Source organism: Streptomyces venezuelae (assembly GCF_008642335.1).
Taxonomy (GTDB): Bacteria; Actinomycetota; Actinomycetes; order Streptomycetales; family Streptomycetaceae; genus Streptomyces; species Streptomyces venezuelae_F.
On record NZ_CP029191.1, the window covers coordinates 1,385,928 to 1,404,419 of the forward strand.

The window sequence follows — 18,492 nt, forward strand, 5'->3', positions numbered from 1 at the left end:
CGTACCGCCCCGGGGTGTCCCGGCAAAAGCCGAGGGCCCATGCCGGACAGGCATGGACCCTCGGCGAAAGGATCAGGTCACAGACGTCCTCAGACGGAGACCAGATCGCAGACGAAGATCAGCGTCTCGCCGGGGGCGATGCGGCCGCCGCCGGCGCCGCGGTCGCCGTACGCGAGGTGGGCCGGGATGGTCAGCTCGCGCCGGCCACCGACCTTCATGCCCTGCACGCCCTGGTCCCAGCCGGAGATGACCTGACCGGCACCGAGCTGGAACTCCAGCGGGTTGCCGCGGTTCCAGCTCGCGTCGAACTCCTCGCCCGTGCTGAAGGCGACACCCACGTAGTGGACCTTGACGAAGTCGCCCGCCTTGGCGACCGCGCCGTCACCCTCCCAGATGTCCTTGATCTGCAGGTCGGCCGGCGGCTCGCCGACGGGGAAGTCGACCTCGGGCTTGTCAATGCTCACGAAAATGCTCCTGCTTTGATACGAAAGGTCAGCGCGGACAGTCTTACATCCCGCAGGACGTCACATCTTCGCGAGGATGTCCACGGTGAAGATCAGGGTGGAGTCCTTCTTGATGGAGCTGCCCTGAGGCGGCTGGTCGCCATACCCCAGCTCCGGCGGGATGACGATGAGGACGCGGCTGCCGACCTTCTTGCCCGTCAGACCCTGCGCCCAGCCCTTGACGACCTGCGCCAGCTGGAACGACGCGAGCTGCTTGCGCTTGTACGAGGAGTCGAACTCCTTGCCGTCGGCCCACAGCACGCCCTTGTACTGGCACAGGAGACTGTCGGTCTTCTTGACCTCGTCGCCGTCGCCCTCCAGGACGTACGACGCGACGAGCTCCTTCGGCGGCTTCGTCTTCGGGACGTCGACCGAGGGGGCCTTGCCGTCCGTGTTCGTGCCGACCTTGGGCAGGTCCTTGTTGGACTGCGCCACCTCCTTGCCCTTCGCGGAGCTGGTGGCGGAGAAGGTCCCCACGAGGTCGACGACGAAGACGAGGGTGTCCGTGCCCTTGATGCCCGCCTGCTTGTTGCCCTCCTCGCCATAGCCCATCTTCGGGGGGATGGCGAGCTCCACGCGGCTGTCGAGCTTCTTGCCGACCAGTGCCTGGTCCCAGCCGGGGATGACCTGGCCGGTGCCGATCGGGAAGACCGTGGGGTTCCCGCGGTCGTACGAGTTGTCGAAGACCTTGGCCGTCGCCCAGATCTGACCGAGGTAGTTGGCCTGCAGGTAGTCGCCCTTCGCGACCTCCTTGCCCTTGCCCTCGATGAGGGTCTTCACGGCGAGGTCGGATGACGGCTTGCCCGAGCCCTTGGCGACGGTCGGCTTCTCACCGAACTTCGTGCCCTTCGTGATCTCGGGCACCGGCCCGTCCACGATCTTCGCGGTCGGCGGCGCCGACGAGTCGTTGGTCGGGCTGTCGCTGGGCTTGGTCTTGTCGGCCTTGTCGGCCTTGTCGTCACCACAGCCTGCCAGCGTGAGCAGGCCGGCCGGGACGGCAAGGAGAAGTGAGCGTCGGCGCACGGTGGGGGCCTCGTATCGGTCGATCTTGTGGGTTGGCGTGCGCGCAACTCTACGGCGTGAGAAGGGCGCCGTACGAGGAACGTACGGCGCCCGTGTTGCGTTCCCGCAACGCCACACAGGACGTTGGGGCCACTTGGGTCACATTCCGGCGATCAGCTTCTCCACCCGGTCGTCCACGGACCGGAAGGGGTCCTTGCACAACACCGTGCGCTGCGCCTGGTCGTTGAGCTTGAGGTGGACCCAGTCGACCGTGAAGTCACGGCGCTGCTCCTGCGCCCGCCGGATGAAGTCGCCGCGCAGCCGGGCGCGGGTGGTCTGCGGCGGCACCGACTTGCCCTCGAAGATCTTCAAGTCGTTGCAGATCCGCGCGGCTTGCCCCTTCTTCTCCAGGAGGTAGTACAGCCCTCGCCGACGGTGGATGTCGTGGTAGGCGAGGTCTATCTGCGCGACCCGCGGATGCGACATGGTCATGTTGTTCTTCGCCCGGTACCGCTCGATGAGCTTGTACTTCATGACCCAGTCGATCTCGGTGCCGATGCGGTCGAGGTCCTCCGACTCGATCGCGTCCAGCGTGCGGCCCCACAGCTCCAGGACCTGTTCGACCGTCCCGGTGCGGATGCCGCGGCGGTCGACGAAGTCCACCGCCTTCTCGTAGTACTCACGCTGCACTTCGAGGGCCGAGGCCTCACGGCCACTGGCCAGACGCACCTTGCGGCGGCCCGTGATGTCGTGCGACACCTCACGGATGGCCCTGATCGGGTTCTCCAGAGTGAGATCCCGCATGACCGTGCCCGCCTCGATCATGCGCAGCACCAGATCGGTGGCGCCGACCTTGAGGAGCATGGTCGTCTCGGACATGTTCGAGTCACCCACGATGACGTGGAGCCTGCGGTACCGCTCGGCGTCCGCGTGCGGTTCGTCGCGGGTGTTGATGATCGGCCGGGAACGGGTGGTCGCGGAGGACACCCCTTCCCAGATGTGCTCGGCACGCTGGCTCACGCAGTACACGGCGCCGCGCGGAGTCTGCAGCACCTTGCCCGCGCCGCACAGCAGCTGCCGGGTGACGAGGAACGGGATGAGGATGTCCGCGAGCCGGGAGAACTCCCCGTGACGGGCCACCAGATAGTTCTCGTGGCACCCGTAGGAGTTTCCCGCCGAATCGGTGTTGTTCTTGAAAAGATAGACGTCGCCCGCGATTCCCTCCTCGTGCAGGCGGCGTTCGGCGTCGACGAGCAGGCCTTCCAGAATGCGCTCGCCCGCTTTGTCGTGGGTGACCAGCTCGGTCACGTTGTCACATTCCGGTGTCGCGTATTCCGGATGTGATCCCACGTCAAGATAGAGGCGGGCGCCGTTCCGCAGAAAGACGTTGCTGCTGCGGCCCCATGACACGACACGGCGGAAGAGGTAGCGCGCCACCTCGTCAGGCGACAGACGGCGCTGTCCCCTGAACGTGCACGTGACGCCGTACTCGTTCTCCAGCCCGAAAATGCGGCGGTCCATGTCTGAACATTACGCCTGATGCGGGGTACTGAAACCGGGTTCGGCAGCACCGTTTCGATCATTTTCCGATGAACCCGCAACAACCCCCGATTCTCCGGCCGGTACGAGTACCCGCGCCGTCGCCAGCAGAACCACCAGAGCGGCCGCTCCCGCCAGACCCGGCACCGCGAACCCCCACGCCGTCCCGCCCCACTCGACCACCGGACCCGCCGCCGCCGTCCCCAGCGACGCCCCCACCGTGAACGTCGTCACCAGCCACGAGAACGCCTCCGTCACCGTCCCGCGCGGAGCATGCCGGTCCACGATGATGAACGCGCACGCGAGCGCCGGCGCGAGAAACACCCCCGCGAGCGCCGTCAGCGCCGTCATCGCGACCGCGCCCGGAGTGAGCGTCAGCGGCCAGTAGAAGACCGCCAGCAGCGCCACCAGGACGCTCAACCGCCGCTCCGGCACACCACTCCACTGCCGCGCCCCATAGACGGACCCGCCGACCAGCGCACCGAGTCCGAGCGCCGCCATCATCCACCCGTAGACCGCGTCGCCGCCGTTCCCGTCCGCGTACGACACGCCCGCGACCGTGATGGAACCCAGCGCCATCCCGATGAACAGGAACGCGCCGAGGAGCGCGAGCAGCCCGCGCGAGCGCAGCGCCCCGAGCCAGTGCGCCTCCCTCGGCGCCGAACGCCACGCGCGCGAGGGCTGCGACACCACTACGGAGAGGGCGCCGAGGACACCCAGCGCGTTGACGACGAGCAGCGCCGCCTGCTCCGACCACAGCGCCACACACCCGGTCACCAGCAACGGGCCGACGGTGAACATCACTTCCTGCGCTATCGCGTCCATCGCGTACGCCGTGTGGACCTGCTCCTCCTTGCCGAGGACGCTCGGCCACAGCGCCCGCAGACCGCCCTCCAGAGGCGGCGTGAACAGCCCCGCGGCCGCCACCGCCCCGTAGGCGAGCGCCAACTGGTCGGGGCCCGTGAAGGCGAACAGGGCCATGCCGAGCGCGGAGAGGAGCGCGGCGGGCAGCTGGACGCGCGGCTGGCCGTGCAGGTCGACCAGACGCCCGAGCAGCGGCTGGCCGACCGCGTTGGCCACGCCGTACACCGCGGCCAGCGCACCGGCCAGGCTGTACGTGCCGCCCTCCGCCCGGATGAACAGCACGATCGCGATCGCCGCCGTCGCGTTCGGCAGCCGGCCCACCAGCGTCCCGGCCAGCAGCCGCGTCGCGTACCGCGTCCGGAGGATCTCCGCGTATCCCGCAGCCATGCTCTCCCGCCCTCCCCCCGCACGCCGAGCCGGGGTTTTACGTATAACGTCCGGCGTCATACGTACCATGAGCCCAGTCCGCAGGTCCACATCCGCGGGTCCACACCAGAACGGGAGGTGACAGTGGCCGGGCCACTACAAGAAGCCGGGGCCCCACGCCCCACCAGCCGCGACGTCGCCCGCGCGGCGGGCGTCTCCCAGGCCACCGTCTCCCTCGTGCTCGGCGACAAATGGCGCGGCCGCGTCGCCGAACCCACCGCCGAACGCGTCCGCGCCGCCGCCCGCGAACTCGGCTACCGCCCCAACCTCGCCGCCCGCAACCTCCGCCTCGGCCGCACCCGGACAGCTCTCCTCGTCGTCCCCGAACTCACCAACGAGTTCTTCGCCCACGTCTACACCGGAGTCGCCCGCATCGCCGCCCGCCACGGCTTCGGCGTCGTCCTCTACCCCTCCCCCGACGGCATCGGCCCCGCCCGCGACCCCTTCGCCTCCGCCCGCGCCTCCCTCGACGGCGTCCTCGCCTCCTCCATGGCCTCCGACGCCCTCGCCACCATCCGCGGCGACGACCTCCCCCTCGTCATGCTCGACAGCGACCCCGCGGGCAGCCTCGGCGCCGCCACCGTCAACCTCGACCTCGCCGACGGCATGCGCCGCGTCACCGAACACCTCCTCGCCCTCGGCCACCGCGACTTCCTCCACCTCGCCGCCGCCGTCGACTCCTGGACCTTCGACGTACGCGCCGAAGCGCTCGCCCGCACCCTGCGCGGCACCGACACCGCCGTACGCCGCGTCGCCGCCCCCCTGAACGTCGAGGGCGCCCGCGCCGTCGCCGAAGCCGCCCTCTCCGGCCCGGGACCCCGCCCCACCGCCATCGTCTGCGACGACGACTTCCTCTCCGCCGGCGCCTGCAAAGCGGCACGACGCCTCGGCCTGCGCGTCCCCGAGGACGTCTCGGTGACGGGCTTCGACGACCTCACCCTCGCAACCGCCGTCGAACCCGAACTCACCACCGTCCGACTCCCCGCCGAGCGCTTCGGCGAACGCGCCATGGAGTCCCTCGTCGCCGTCCTGGAGGGCCGCGAGCCCGACGCCACACCCCTCCCGGTCGAACTGGTCGTACGCGGCTCCACGGGCCCCGCGCGCTGACTCGGCACACGAAAAAGCGCCCCGCGCCCCGGCCCAGAGGCCGGAACACGGGGCGCACGCCCGCGTGGACTACTCGACGTCGCCGCCCGACTGCTGCGTGGACCCCGCGTCCCCGTCCGTGTCCGTATCGGTCGGCGCGTCCGTCGCACCGCCCTCGTCGAGCAGCCGCGACAGCTGACGCCCCACGATCCGCTTGAACTTACGCTGCTGAGGCCGCGTCCGGTCGAGCACCGCCACCTCGAGCCGCTCCGCGGGGATCTCCCGCTCACTGCCGTTGGTGTCGCGGGACAGCGCCTGCACCGCGAGCTTCAGCGCCTCCGCCAGCGTCATCCCGTCCCGGTGCCGCTGATCGAGATAGCTGCTGATCTGCTCGGCATTGCCACCGACCGCGACCGAACCGTGCTCATCCACGATCGAACCGTCATGCGGCAGGCGATAGATCTGATCACCGTCGGCCGTGGTGCCGACCTCGGCCACCACCAGCTCCACCTCGTACGGCTTCTCCGCATTGCTGGAGAAGATCGTGCCGAGCGTCTGCGCGTACACGTTCGCCAGGCCACGGGCCGTCACATCATCACGGTCGTACGTGTAACCGCGGAGGTCGGCATACCGCACGCCGCCGATCCGCAGATTCTCGTACTCGTTGTACTTACCGGCGGCCGCGAAGCCGATCCGGTCATAGATCTCGCTGAACTTGTGCAGCGCACGGGACGGGTTCTCGCCGACGAACACGATGCCGTCGGCAAACTGCATCACGACAAGGCTGCGGCCACGCGCGATGCCCTTCCGGGCGTATTCCGCCCGGTCGGCCATGGCCTGCTGGGGTGAGACATAGAACGGCGTCGACACCGGATCCGTCCCTTTCTGTCAAAAAACTTCAGTCAGTGGCGAATTCGGAACGCTCAGAGCAGCGCGGCCCGCGGGCCGTCAGGCTGCTCCAGACGCTTCTCCAGAATCGAACGCGCAATGGCCGACGACTCGTCGTCCGTCAGCCTGCGGAACCCCTCGTCGGAAATCACGGTGACGATGGGGTAGATCCGCCGCGCCACATCGGGACCGCCCGTCGCCGAGTCGTCGTCCGCGGCGTCGTACAACGCCTGGACGACCAGCGTCGTCGCCTGCTCCTCGGTCAGACCGTCGTGGTAGAGCTTCTTCATCGCACCGCGCGCGAAGACCGAACCCGAACCGGTCGCCGCGAAACCGTGCTCCTCCGAACGACCGCCCGTGACGTCGTACGAGAAGATGCGGCCCTTCTCGCGGTCCACGTCGTACCCCGCGAAGAGCGGCACCACGGCGAGGCCCTGCATGGCCATGCCGAGGTTGCTGCGGATCATCGTGGAGAGCCGGTTCGCCTTGCCCTCCAGCGACAGCGTGGCGCCTTCCACCTTCTCGAAGTGCTCCAGCTCCAGCTGGAAGAGCTTCACCATCTCCACGGCCAGACCCGCCGTACCGGCGATGCCCACCGCCGAGTACTCATCAGCCGGGAACACCTTCTCGATGTCACGCTGCGCGATGACATTGCCCATCGTCGCCCGCCGGTCGCCGGCGAGGACGACACCGCCGGGGAACGTCACGGCCACGATGGTCGTGCCGTGCGGCGCCTCGATGACGCCCTGCGTGGGCGGCAGTTGACGGTTGCCCGGCAGAATCTCGGGCTGATGCTCGGACAGGAAGTCCATGAAGGACGACGAACCAGGCGTCAGGAAGGCAGCTGGTAGACGCCCGGTGCTACGAGTGTTGGCTTCCACGAGGATCCTTCCAAGTAGGCGGCAGCCCGACGAACAGTGTCGGGATCGTCTCCCAACTTGCCGATGGCCGAATTGCAGTTGAAGCACAGTACGCCACGGACTTTACCCGTCTCGTGGCAGTGATCCACATGGATTGCGGGGGCAAAGGCCGCGCACCCCTGCCCCACACGAACCTTGGTTTCGAAGGGGAAAGGGCTCTACTGCCCACCCTTCTGAACGAAGGACCGCACGAAGTCCTCGGCGTTCTCCTCGAGCACATCATCGATTTCGTCCAGCACAGAGTCGACGTCGTCGCTCAGCTTCTCCTGGCGTTCCTTGAGGTCTTCCGAAGCCTGCGCGTCCTGCGTCTGCTCCTCGGTCTCCTCGGTGGGACGCGTCGCCTTCTGCTGTCCGCCGCCGGTGTCCTTGGTCGCCATCTACCTCACCCCGCTCGCTCGGTTAGACGTTCTTGATCAGACCCTACGCTTTGGGTCCGACATCGGCCCCGCAGTTGCCTCAACGTGCGGGGACCCACCTGTGTGATTCCCCCGCCGATGACCTTTCAGCCGCCCGAGAGGACCCGAACCAGGTCCTCTGCCGTGCGGCAGCGGTCCAGGAGTTCCTTGACGTGGTTCCTCGTGCCGCGCAGGGGCTCCAGCGTGGGGACCCGTTGCAGAGAGTCACGGCCGGGGAGGTCGAAGATGACCGAGTCCCAGGACGCCGCGGCCACGTCGTCCGCGTACTGCTCGAGGCAGCGGCCGCGGAAGTACGCGCGCGTGTCCTCGGGCGGCTTGGTGGTGGCCCGTTCGACGTCCGCCTCGTCGAGGAGCCGCTTCATCTTGCCCCGCGCCACCAGGCGGTTGTACAGGCCCTTCTCGGCCCGTACGTCCGCGTACTGAAGGTCGACGAGGTGGAGGCGTGCGGCGTCCCAGTCGAGGCTGTCGCGCCGGCGGTAGCCCTCCATGAGTTCTCGTTTGGCGACCCAGTCGAGCTCTCCGGAGAGGCTCATCGGGTCGCTCTCCAGGCGGCCGAGGACGTCTTCCCAGCGGGACAGGACGTCCTTGGTCTGGTCGTCCGCATCGGAGCCGTACCGCTCCTCGACGTATTTGCGGGCCAGCTCGAAGTACTCCATCTGGAGCTGCACCGCGGTGAGTGACCGGCCGCTACGAAGGGTGATGAGGTGCTTGAGGGACGGGTCGTGGGACACCTGGTGCAGCGTGCGCACGGGCTGGTCGACGGCGAGGTCGACGTTGATGAAGGCGTCCTCGATCATCGCGAGGACCAGGGACGTCGTGCCGAGCTTCAGGTACGTCGAGATCTCGGAGAGGTTGGCGTCGCCGATGATGACGTGGAGCCTGCGGTACTTCTCGGCGTCCGAGTGGGGCTCGTCGCGGGTGTTGATGATGGGGCGCTTGAGGGTGGTCTCCAGGCCGACCTCGACCTCGAAGTAGTCGGCGCGCTGGCTGAGCTGGAAGCCGTGTTCGTGGCCGTCCTGTCCGATCCCGACGCGTCCCGCTCCGGTGACGACCTGGCGGGAGACGAAGAACGGGGTCAGGTGCCGCACGATGTCGGAGAAGGGGGTGTCCCGCTTCATCAGGTAGTTCTCGTGCGTGCCGTAGGAGGCGCCCTTGTTGTCGGTGTTGTTCTTGTAGAGGTGGATCGGCTGGGCGCCGGGCAGTGCCGCGGCGCGCTCCGCGGCCTCGGCCATGATGCGTTCGCCGGCCTTGTCCCAGAGGACGGCGTCCCAGGGGTTGGTGATCTCCGGGGAGCTGTACTCGGGGTGTGCGTGGTCGACGTACAGGCGTGCGCCGTTGGTGAGGATGACGTTGGCGAGGCCGATGTCCTCGTCGGTCAGCTGGCTGGCGTCGGCGGCCTCGCGGGCGAGGTCGAAGCCCCGCGCGTCCCGCAGCGGGTTCTCTTCCTCGAAGTCCCAGCGGGCGCGTCGCGCCCGGTGCATCGCCGCGGCGTAGGCGTTGACGATCTGGGACGAGGTGAGCATGGCATTGGCGTTGGGGTGGCCGGGGACGGAGATGCCGTACTCCGTCTCGATGCCCATTACTCGCCGTACGGTCATGCGGCCCTCCTTGCCCGGCGGCGCTCCCGTTCGGGAACGGCGCTCAAGTACCGCTGGTGCTCCGGTGCGTGTGCGGTGCCCGTCCCCGCACTGCGCGACTCGGCGGTACCGAAGAGCCTAGAACGCCTTTGCGCTGGTGGGGAGATCATTGCTGTCATTGAAAAACAGACGGCTGCGGGTACCCGTGAAGGACACCCGCAGCCGCCCTGTGTTCTACAGGTACTGACCGGTGTTGGCCACCGTGTCGATGGAGCGTCCCGTGTCCGCGCCCTGCTTTCCGGTGACGAGGGTACGGATGTACACGATCCGTTCGCCCTTCTTTCCGGAGATCCTGGCCCAGTCGTCGGGGTTGGTGGTGTTGGGCAGGTCCTCGTTCTCCTTGAACTCGTCGATGCAAGCCTGGAGGAGGTGAGCGACCCGGAGGCCCTTCTGGTTCGCTTCGAGGAAGGCCTTGATGGCCATCTTCTTGGCGCGGCCCACGATGTTCTCGATCATGGCGCCGGAGTTGAAGTCCTTGAAGTAGAGGACTTCCTTGTCTCCGTTGGCGTACGTCACCTCGAGGAAGCGGTTCTCCTCGGACTCCGCGTACATCTGCTCGACGACGGACTGGATCATGCCGTCCACCGTGGCGCGCCGGTCGGCGCTGTGCTCGGCGAGGTCGTCGGCGTGCAGGGGGAGGCGTTCGGTGAGGTACTTGGCGAAGATGTCCTTGGCCGCTTCGGCGTCCGGGCGCTCGATCTTGATCTTGACGTCGAGTCGTCCGGGGCGAAGGATCGCGGGGTCGATCATGTCCTCGCGGTTGGAGGCGCCGATGACGATGACGTTCTCCAGGCCTTCCACGCCGTCGATCTCGGCGAGCAGCTGGGGGACGATGGTGTTCTCCACGTCCGAGCTGACGCCGGATCCGCGGGTGCGGAAGAGGGATTCCATCTCGTCGAAGAAGACGATGACGGGGGTGCCCTCGCTCGCCTTCTCGCGGGCACGCTGGAAGACCAGGCGGATGTGTCGCTCGGTCTCGCCGACGTACTTGTTGAGGAGCTCGGGGCCCTTGATGTTGAGGAAGTAGCTCTTCCCCGCGGGCTGGCCGGTCACCTCGGCGACCTTCTTGGCGAGCGAGTTGGCGACGGCCTTCGCGATCAGCGTCTTGCCGCAGCCGGGGGGCCCGTACAGCAGCACACCCTTGGGGGGCCGCAGTTCGTGCTCCTTGAAGAGGTCGGGGTAGAGGTACGGAAGTTCGACGGCGTCCCGGATCATTTCGATCTGGCCGCCGAGGCCGCCGATCTTTTCGTAGCTGATGTCGGGGACTTCTTCGAGGACGAGTTCTTCGACCTCGCTCTTGGGCACGACTTCGTAGACGTAGCCGGAGCGGGGTTCGAGAAGGAGGGCGTCGCCCGGTCGGATGGTGACGTCGAGGAGGGGTTCGGCGAGCCGGACCACTCGTTCTTCGTCGGTGTGTCCCACCACCAGGGCTCGGTCGCCGTCCTCGAGGATCTCCTTGAGGGTGACGATGTCGCCGACGCTCTCGTACTCCATGGCCTCGACCACGTTGAGCGCTTCGTTGAGCATGACTTCCTGGCCGCGCCTGAGCTCTTCGAGCTCCACGCCTGGGCTGACGTTCACCCGGAGCTTGCGGCCCCCGGTGAAGATGTCCGCCGTGCCGTCCTCGTTCGCCGCGAGGAAGACTCCGAAGCCGGCCGGTGGCTGTGCGAGCCGGTCGACTTCTTCCTTGAGGGCCACGATCTGGTCGCGGGCCTCACGGAGCGTGTTGGCGAGCCGCTCGTTCTGTGCGGACACGCCGGCCAGGTTGGTCTGCAGCTCGACGATCCGCTCTTCGAGAATCCTCGTATGACGCGGAGAGTCGGCGAGCTTGCGTCGCAGGACGGCGATTTCCTGCTCGAGATAGGCAACCTGACCGGCAGGGTCTTCAGACCCTCGCCCCGGCCGGATGCCGCGGTTGATGTCGTCGTCGTGGGCTGCCACGGTCCTCACCTCCTCCAAGGGGAGCTGGACGCTTCCTGACCCTACCTGGGTGGGTGTCGATTGAAACCCCTAGATCACAAAGACAGTGGGGGTGTGTCCGATCTTCACCCTTGCGCTCTCCCTCACACCAGGGGAATACCCACCCATCAACATCGGAAAGCGGGCGGTTGTATCGTCGAAGTGTTCAACACCCGTCAGGGCTGGCCCGACTTGCTGCATTGTCGGGCTGCTCGGCGCAGCGACCGGCAGGAGAGATGACCGTGCGGCACGAGGCCGAGACCGGCAGTGAGGGCCACGATCTGGAGGTCTGGATCGACCAGGACCTCTGTACCGGGGACGGCATCTGCGCGCAGTACGCGCCCGAGGTCTTCGAGCTGGACATCGATGGTCTGGCGTATGTGAAGAGCGCCGACGACGAGCTGTTGCAGGCTCCGGGGGCGACAACGCCCGTGCCGCTGACGCTCCTCAACGATGTGGTGGACTCGGCCAAGGAGTGTCCCGGGGACTGCATTCATGTGCGCCGCGTTTCGGACAGCGTCGAGGTGTACGGCCCCGACGCGGCCTGATTTCACCCCTGCGGCGGTGTCACACGCTGTGTGCCCCCGCGGGGGTGGTCCGCTCGAACGTGCCGTCCTTCCACTGCCACTTGGCCTTGTCCTTGCGGTCGGGGCAGCAGCGGGGCACGTCGGGTGAGGAGTAGCCGAGCAGGGTCGCGGTGACGGCGCCGTCGCGCAGGGCGAGGCCGGTGGCGTTCTGCCGGTCCTTGGGGTCGACGAGGGTGGCGACGACGCGGGGTTTGCCGGTGCGGGGCCCGGTGATGACGTAGATCCCGTCGGGCGGGGTGCCCGAGCCCGCTTCGCAGTGGACGACCGCGACGGTTTCGGGCCTGCCGTCGCCGTCGAGGTCGCCGGAGGCCTTCTTCTTCACGACGGGTTCCACGGGGCCGCAGGCGATCGGGAAGGTGACGGCGGCGGGGTCGGGCGCGGGGGCCGGGGCGGGTGCGCCGGCAGCGGCCCTGGAGTGTGTCTTGGGGCCGGTCTGGGCCGCGGTGGCGGCGTCGGGCTGCAGGACGGCGGAGCCCGCGACGACGGCGGCGAGTGCGGCCGCGGTGGCCAGCCAGTGGATGGGGCGGGTGGTGGTGTGTGCCAGTTCCGGGACCGCGGGGTGCTGCACGGGGAAGCGTCTCCTGTGAGGGCTGTGCCGGCGGGGAGGTGGCCAGCATCGTGCCATACGTCACAGTGAGGAGGAACACCGGGGTCCCGGTGGTTCTCGCGGTTCTCGCGGTACGGGGCTGGTGTTCTGCCAACGAAACGGCGCCGCCGCCGAGTTCCCTGGTCGGTCAGGGAACTCGGCGGCGGCGCCTGCTTTTTGGACGGGGCGTGCCGCGGCTCAGCGCGGGGAGCCGCCGTCGGCGTTGGGGCCCGAGTAGTCCTCGCCGTAGGCACCCTTGGCGGGGCGGCGGCGGCGCATGGGCGGCTCGACGCCGTCCGCGAGGCGGCGGGCGGTGAGGAGGAAGCCGGTGTGCCCGATCATGCGGTGGTCGGGGCGGACGGCGAGGCCCTCGATGTGCCAGTTGCGGATCATCGATTCCCAGGCGGTCGGCTCGTTGAAGCCGCCGATCTCACGGATGGACTCGACGGTCCGTGCGAGCTGGGTGGTGGTCGCGACATAGCAGCAGAGGATGCCGCCGGGGACGAGTGCCTTGGAGACGGCCTCCAGGCATTCCCAGGGGGCGAGCATGTCGAGGATGACCCGGTCGACCTCGGTGTCGCTGAGGTTGTCCTGGAGGTCGCCGACGGTGAGCTGCCAGGCGGGGTGCGGCCCGCCGAAGTAGCGCTCGACGTTCTGCTGGGCGATCTCGGCGAAGTCCTCGCGGCGCTCGTAGGAGTGCAGCATGCCCTGGTCGCCGATGGCGCGGAGCAGGAAGCTGCTCAGCGAACCGGAGCCCACGCCCGCCTCGACGACGCGTGCGCCGGGGAAGATGTCGGCGAAGGCCAGGATCTGCCCCGCGTCCTTGGGGTAGACCACGGCGGCGCCGCGGGGCATGGACAGGACGTAGTCGGGGAGCAGGGGTCGCAGCGCCAGGTAGGCGACGTTTCCCGTGGTTCGGACAACACTGCCCTCGGGAGCGCCGATCAGCTCGTCGTGGGGGAAGGAACCCTTGTGGGTGTGGAAGTTCTTCCCGGCCTCGAGCGTGAACGTGTAGTGGCGTCCCTTGGGGTCGGTGAGCTGGACCTGGTCCCCGACCTTGAAGGGCCCGCGACGGCGGGCGGCACCGGTCGGTTCGGACATGTGACCAGCCTACCGGCCTCCGCGCGGGCCGCCGACCACCGAGGCCCGCCTAGGTGGGGCGGGCCATGGCCTTGACGAAGGCGCGCTCGACGTCGGCGGCGGAGAGGACTCCGTAGATCTCGCCGGACTCCTCGACGACGAGGTATTCGGTGGCGGGCGTGGCGCGGAGGGTGTCGAGGAGTTCCTCGCCGGCGAGCTCGGCGGAGATGCGCATGCCTTCGGTGAGGTCCTGGGCGAGGCCGCCGACGCCGACCCAGGGGCGGCGGTGCTGGGGCACGGAGACGATGGCCGCTTCGCGGACGAGGGCCATGGGGTCGCCGTCGGTGTCGACGACGACGAGGGCGCGGGCGCCCGCGTCGTTGGCGCGGCGCAGTGCTTCGGAGAGGGGGGTCTCGCTCTCGACGGGGACGGCGCGGCGGGTCAGGGTGCGGGCGCGGAGTTCGGGCAGGTGCTCGCGGAGGCGGGCCATGCGGAGGCTGTTTCCGGCGCCGGTCCAGATGATCGCGGCGAGGATCGCGGCGAGGAGGGCGTCGGTGACGGTGTCCATGCCGCCGATGTCCTGGGCCTCGCCGCCGAGGGCGCCGGACTGGTTGAGCAGGGGCAGGCCGATGAGGACGGAGATGGCGAGGGCGCGGCCGACCCAGGCGGCTGCGACGGTGCCGCTCATGGGCTTGCCGGTGATCTTCCAGACGACGGCGCGCAGCATGCGGCCGCCGTCGAGGGGCAGTCCCGGCAGGAGGTTGAAGGCGGCGACGATGAGGTTGGAGATCATCAGGCCGGCGAGGAGGACGCCGGGGACGGTGCCCGCGTCGACGGCCTGCATGCCCGCGTAGAAGACGCCGGCGAGGACGAGGGAGAGGAGGGGGCCGACGAAGGCGAGGACGAATTCGCGGCCGGGGGTCTCGGACTCCTTCTCGATCTCGGAGACGCCGCCGAAGAACTGGAGCTGGATGCGGCGTACGGGGAGTTTGAAGCGGAGGGCCGCGACGGTGTGGGCGAGTTCGTGGACGAGTACGGAGGCGTAGAAGGCGACGGCGAAGAAGAGGGAGACGAGGTAGCGGGCGCCGCCGAGCTCGGGCAGGACGCGGTCGAGCTGGTTGCCGAAGACCCAGGTGATGAGGGCGGCGACGAGGAACCAGCTGGGGGCGACGTAGACGGGTACGCCGAAGGGTTTGCCCATGAGGAGTCCGCCGCCGGGGCCTTTCTGGGCCTTGGGCGGTACGGGGGTTCCCTTGCCGGGGCGGCCGGAGCGGGCGGCGCGGGGGCGCCGGTCTTCGGCGGGCCGCTCTCCCGCGGGCGCTTCGGTGCGCTGTGTTTCGGTGCGCGGCGTTTCGGTGCGCGGCGTTTCGGTGCGCGGCGTTTCGGTGCGCTGCGTCTCCGTGCGCTGCGTCTCCGTGCCTGGTGTCTTGGTGAGGGAGGTCCGGTTGTCGTCCGTCGACGGCTCGACCGGGCGCGTCGGCTCCTGGGAGCCGGGCGCGTGGTGCGGGCCGTGTGGCTCCGCCGGCCGCAGGCCCTCCGCGCCGTCGGACTGCGGCCCGCCGTTCTCGCCGCTTTCGTCCACGATGTCCCCTCGTTCGAAGCGTCCCTCGCCCCGGTCTGGCGTGGTTACCCGCACGATCATGCAGGGCGAGAGGGTCTGTCGTCGATGGTATGCGGCTGTTGTCAGTGTCGGGTCGTAGGGTCTGTCCCTATGGAAACCAGCTCCGACGATGCCGTGGCGGCCGTGCGCCCGGCGTCCTTGTCGCCCTCGCGTGCGGGCGATTTCATGCAGTGCCCGTTGCTGTACCGGTTCCGGGTGATCGACAAGCTGCCCGAGAAGCCGAGTGAGGCGGCGACGCGGGGCACTTTGGTGCATGCGGTGCTGGAGCGGCTCTTCGACGCGCCCGCGGGCGAGCGCACGGCGCCGCGGGCCAAGTCGCTCATTCCGGGGCAGTGGGACCGGCTGCGGGAGGCGAAGCCGGAGCTGTCGGAGCTGTTCGCGGACGATCCCGAGGGCGAGCGGATGGCGCGCTGGCTCTCGGACGCGGAGAAGCTGGTGGAGCGCTGGTTCACGCTGGAGGATCCGACGCGTCTCGAGCCCGCCGAGCGGGAGCTGTTCGTGCAGGCCGAGCTGGACTCGGGGCTGAAGCTGCGCGGGATCATCGACCGGGTGGACGTGGCGCCCTCGGGCGAGGTCCGCATCGTGGACTACAAGACGGGCAAGGCTCCGCGTCCCGAGTACGCGGAGGGCGCGCTGTTCCAGATGAAGTTCTACGCGCTGGTGGTGTGGCGGCTGAAGGGTGTGGTGCCGCGCCGTCTGCAGCTCGTGTATCTGGGCAGTGGTGATGTGATCACGTACGACCCGGTGGTGGCGGACCTGGAGCGGGTGGAGCGGAAGCTGCTCGCGCTGTGGGAGGCGATCGAGCTGGCGACGGAGACGGGGAACTGGCGGCCGCAGCCGACGAAATTGTGCGGTTGGTGCGATCATCAGGCGGTCTGTCCCGAATTCGGCGGGACTCCCCCGCCGTATCCGCTTCCTGTGAGGGCGCCCGAGTCGGCGGAGGGCGAGCAGGGCAGAATGGGCGCGGGCTAGCTGAAGGAGAGACACGTGGCCATCCGCGTCCTACTGGTCGATGACCAGCCGCTGTTGCGCACCGGGTTCCGGATGATTCTGGAGGCCGAGCAGGACATCGCGGTCGTCGGCGAGGCCGGAGACGGCCTGCAGGCTCAGGATCAGGTGCGGGCGCTGCAGCCCGACGTGGTCCTCATGGACATTCGTATGCCGCGGATGGACGGGGTCGAGGCGACGCGGCAGATCACCGGTCCGGGCCGGGACGGTCCGGCGAAGGTGCTGGTGCTGACCACGTTCGACCTGGACGAGTACGTGGTGGAGGCGCTGCGCGCGGGTGCCAGCGGCTTCCTCCTGAAGGATGCTCCGGCGAACGAGCTGGTGCAGGCGATCCGGGTGGTCGCGGCGGGTGAGGCGATGCTCGCGCCGAGCATCACGCGCCGCCTCCTGGACAAGTACTCGGCGCATCTGCCGTCGGGTGACGAGCCGGTGCCCGACACCTTGCACACGCTGACCGACCGTGAGGTCGAGGTGTTGAAGCTGGTCGCTCGCGGGCTGTCGAACGCGGAGATCGCCGCGGACCTGTTCGTGAGCGAGACGACGGTGAAGACCCATGTGGGTCACGTGCTGACGAAGCTGGGGCTGCGCGACCGGGTGCAGGCGGCTGTGTACGCGTACGAGAGCGGTCTGGTGCGTCCCGGCGCGCAGTGACGCCCTGCGGGGTGTGAACGAGGAAGGGCGGCCGTCCCCCGAGGGGGCGGCCGCCCTTCGCCGTGCGTCACCGTGTCAGCCCTTGCTGATCTCCCAGAAGCGGAAGACGGTGGAGGCGTCGAGGCAGGACTCCAGGCCGTAGACGCTGTCGCGGACGACGGCGTACTGCTTGGCCTGCCACACCGGCAGGATCGGCACCTGCTCGGCCACGATGTCCTGGAGGCGGCCGTACTGCTTGTCGGTCCTGGTGCGGTCGCTCTCGGTGGCGGTGCTCGGGATGATCTTCGAGGTGATGGTGTTGTTCTCGAAGTGGTTGCCGAGGACGTTGCCCTTGCCGAAGAACGGCTGGGTGAAGTTGTCGGCGTCCGGGTAGTCGGGGACCCAGCCCTTGACGTACACGCCGTACTTGCCGGCTTCGATGTCCTTCTCGTACTGCTCGAAGGCGACGGACTTCACGTCGGCGTCGAAGAGGCCGGAGGCGTTGAGCTGCTTGGCGATGGCCCGCAGCTCTTGGTCGGTGGCCGGGCCGTAGCGGGTGGGCGTCGACCAGAGGGTGAGCTTGACCTTGCCCTGGATGCCGTCGGAGCGGAGCGCGGCGGCGGCCTTGGCGCGCTGCGGGCGGGCGCCGTAGGTGTCGAAGAAGGCGGTGTTGTGGCCGCCGATGCCGGCGGGGACGATCGAGTACAGCGGCGTGGCCGTGTCCTGGTAGACCTCCTTGACCAGGGCGTCCCGGTCCAGCAGGTAGGCCATGGCCTTGCGGACGCCGAGCTTGCCCGCGACCGGGTCCTTCATGTTGAAGACCAGGTGCTGCACCTCGGCGCTGTTGCCCTCGACGATGTCGACGTCCTGGCCGGCCTTGGAGGTGTCCTGCTCGATGTCGGCGATGTCGGCGGGGGCGAGGCCTCGGTAGGCCACGTCGATCTTGCCGTCGAGGAGGGCCTGCTTGAGGCCCTTCTGGTCGCCGCGGAAGAACTTGATGGCGATGCCGTCGTTCTTCGTCTTCGCGGTGCCCTTGTACTCGGAGTTGACGGAGAAGACCGCCTGCTCCTTGCTGAACGAGTCCAGCTCGTACGGTCCGGAGCCGACGGCCTTGCCGTCCTCGCGGAGCCGGTTCATGTCGTACTCGGTGTGGTCCACGATCGAGCCCGCGCCCGAGGCGATCTTGCTGGGGAAGGTCGCGTCGGAGTACTTGAGCTTGAACACGACGGTCTTGGCGTCCGGCGTCTGCACCTGGTCCAGCATCGGGAACATCAGCGCCGGGCCGGCGTCGTCGTTGATCTTCCGCATGCGGTCGAAGGAGAACTTGACGTCCTTCGAGGTGAGCGCGTTGCCGTTGCTGAACTTCAGCCCGTCACGCAGCTCGCACTTGAAGACCTTCGCCTCCGTGTCGGTGAACCCGCACTCCTCGGCGGCCTCCGGCTCGGGCTCGGTGGCGCCCTTGGGGAAGCTGAGGAGCGACTGGAAGACGTTGTTGAACAGGAGCCAGGAGCCGGGGTCGTAGCCGGACGCCGGGTCGGTGGCGAGGATGTCGTCGGACATCCCCATCACTACCGCGTCGCCCGTGTCCCCCGCGCCGCCCGATTCCGTGCCGCAGCCGGTCAGCAGGGCGGCGGCCAGCCCTCCCGTGAGGGGAAGGGCCAGCCACTGGTTACGACATTTCACGTACGTGCCTTTGTTGGTGTGGTCGTTCGCTGGAACTTGAGGTGCCCTCGGAGCGCG

General features: G+C 68.6%; 17 protein-coding genes and 1 pseudogene. 4 read left to right on the plus strand and 14 right to left on the minus strand.

Annotated elements, in window-relative coordinates; all coding sequences use genetic code 11:
- Nucleotides 1-89: 89 nt before the first annotated feature.
- From DEJ49_RS06130 to DEJ49_RS06145, 4 genes are all read right to left on the minus strand, one after another.
- The gene (locus DEJ49_RS06130; protein WP_055567247.1) at nucleotides 90-464 is read right to left on the minus strand and encodes an FKBP-type peptidyl-prolyl cis-trans isomerase; all 375 of its coding nucleotides are present in this window, start codon (nucleotides 462-464) and stop codon (nucleotides 90-92) included.
- Between the two features lie 60 nt (nucleotides 465-524).
- A complete protein-coding gene (locus tag DEJ49_RS06135) occupies nucleotides 525-1,526 on the minus strand; it encodes an FKBP-type peptidyl-prolyl cis-trans isomerase (RefSeq protein ID WP_150183074.1) in 1,002 nt (333 codons plus the stop codon).
- Between the two features lie 138 nt (nucleotides 1,527-1,664).
- Entirely contained in the window at nucleotides 1,665-3,026 is a 1,362-nt protein-coding gene (gene pafA, locus DEJ49_RS06140) for a Pup--protein ligase (protein WP_055567245.1), read from the minus strand.
- 9 nt (nucleotides 3,027-3,035) lie between these two features.
- A complete protein-coding gene (locus tag DEJ49_RS06145; RefSeq protein ID WP_150183075.1) occupies nucleotides 3,036-4,295 on the minus strand; it encodes an MFS transporter in 1,260 nt (419 codons plus the stop codon).
- A gap of 123 nt (nucleotides 4,296-4,418) precedes the next feature.
- Between DEJ49_RS06145 and DEJ49_RS06150 the strand changes: the two genes are divergently transcribed.
- Nucleotides 4,419-5,441 carry a LacI family DNA-binding transcriptional regulator gene (locus tag DEJ49_RS06150; protein ID WP_150183078.1) on the plus strand — a complete coding sequence of 341 codons (1,023 nt, stop codon included), beginning with the start codon at nucleotides 4,419-4,421 and terminating at the stop codon, nucleotides 5,439-5,441.
- A gap of 69 nt (nucleotides 5,442-5,510) precedes the next feature.
- Here the strand turns inward: DEJ49_RS06150 and prcA are convergent, their stop codons facing one another.
- The 6 genes and pseudogenes from prcA to arc form a co-directional block, all read right to left on the minus strand.
- A complete protein-coding gene (gene prcA, locus DEJ49_RS06155; protein ID WP_150183079.1) occupies nucleotides 5,511-6,290 on the minus strand; it encodes a proteasome subunit alpha in 780 nt (259 codons plus the stop codon).
- Between the two features lie 53 nt (nucleotides 6,291-6,343).
- Nucleotides 6,344-7,189, minus strand: coding sequence for a proteasome subunit beta (prcB, locus tag DEJ49_RS06160; protein ID WP_150183081.1), 846 nt, complete (start codon nucleotides 7,187-7,189; stop codon nucleotides 6,344-6,346).
- A pseudogene (locus tag DEJ49_RS06165) lies at nucleotides 7,141-7,332 on the minus strand (endonuclease VII domain-containing protein); the annotation flags it as partial. The pseudogene DEJ49_RS06165 and the gene prcB, both read right to left, overlap by 49 nt.
- Before the next feature lie 54 nt (nucleotides 7,333-7,386).
- Nucleotides 7,387-7,605, minus strand: coding sequence for a ubiquitin-like protein Pup (locus tag DEJ49_RS06170; RefSeq protein ID WP_150165888.1), 219 nt, complete (start codon nucleotides 7,603-7,605; stop codon nucleotides 7,387-7,389).
- Nucleotides 7,606-7,730: 125 nt separating this feature from the next.
- The gene (dop, locus tag DEJ49_RS06175; protein WP_150183083.1) at nucleotides 7,731-9,242 is read right to left on the minus strand and encodes a depupylase/deamidase Dop; all 1,512 of its coding nucleotides are present in this window, start codon (nucleotides 9,240-9,242) and stop codon (nucleotides 7,731-7,733) included.
- 213 nt (nucleotides 9,243-9,455) lie between these two features.
- Nucleotides 9,456-11,222 carry a proteasome ATPase gene (arc, locus tag DEJ49_RS06180; RefSeq protein WP_150183085.1) on the minus strand — a complete coding sequence of 589 codons (1,767 nt, stop codon included), beginning with the start codon at nucleotides 11,220-11,222 and terminating at the stop codon, nucleotides 9,456-9,458.
- Nucleotides 11,223-11,476: 254 nt separating this feature from the next.
- Between arc and DEJ49_RS06190 the strand changes: the two genes are divergently transcribed.
- A complete protein-coding gene (locus DEJ49_RS06190; protein WP_150165892.1) occupies nucleotides 11,477-11,788 on the plus strand; it encodes a ferredoxin in 312 nt (103 codons plus the stop codon).
- A 19-nt stretch (nucleotides 11,789-11,807) separates the two neighbouring features.
- Here the strand turns inward: DEJ49_RS06190 and DEJ49_RS06195 are convergent, their stop codons facing one another.
- The 3 genes from DEJ49_RS06195 to DEJ49_RS06205 all read right to left on the minus strand — a co-directional run bounded on the left by DEJ49_RS06195 (nucleotide 11,808) and on the right by DEJ49_RS06205 (nucleotide 15,075).
- A complete protein-coding gene (locus DEJ49_RS06195; protein ID WP_150183087.1) occupies nucleotides 11,808-12,395 on the minus strand; it encodes a hypothetical protein in 588 nt (195 codons plus the stop codon).
- A 216-nt stretch (nucleotides 12,396-12,611) separates the two neighbouring features.
- Nucleotides 12,612-13,514, minus strand: a complete 903-nt coding sequence (locus tag DEJ49_RS06200) for a tRNA (adenine-N1)-methyltransferase (protein ID WP_055567236.1) — start codon at nucleotides 13,512-13,514, stop codon at nucleotides 12,612-12,614.
- Nucleotides 13,515-13,563: 49 nt separating this feature from the next.
- Nucleotides 13,564-15,075 (minus strand): site-2 protease family protein, encoded by a 1,512-nt coding sequence (locus DEJ49_RS06205; protein WP_150183089.1) that lies wholly within the window; start codon nucleotides 15,073-15,075, stop codon nucleotides 13,564-13,566.
- Between the two features lie 129 nt (nucleotides 15,076-15,204).
- Here DEJ49_RS06205 and DEJ49_RS06210 point away from each other — a divergent pair, with 129 nt between their 5' ends.
- Nucleotides 15,205-16,086, plus strand: coding sequence for a RecB family exonuclease (locus tag DEJ49_RS06210; RefSeq protein WP_150183091.1), 882 nt, complete (start codon nucleotides 15,205-15,207; stop codon nucleotides 16,084-16,086).
- Between the two features lie 15 nt (nucleotides 16,087-16,101).
- Entirely contained in the window at nucleotides 16,102-16,773 is a 672-nt protein-coding gene (locus DEJ49_RS06215) for a response regulator (protein WP_150165899.1), read from the plus strand.
- A 75-nt stretch (nucleotides 16,774-16,848) separates the two neighbouring features.
- On the opposite strand, the gene DEJ49_RS06220 is transcribed toward DEJ49_RS06215, so the two are convergent.
- Entirely contained in the window at nucleotides 16,849-18,435 is a 1,587-nt protein-coding gene (locus DEJ49_RS06220) for an ABC transporter substrate-binding protein (protein WP_150183093.1), read from the minus strand.
- Nucleotides 18,436-18,492: the final 57 nt, after the last annotated feature.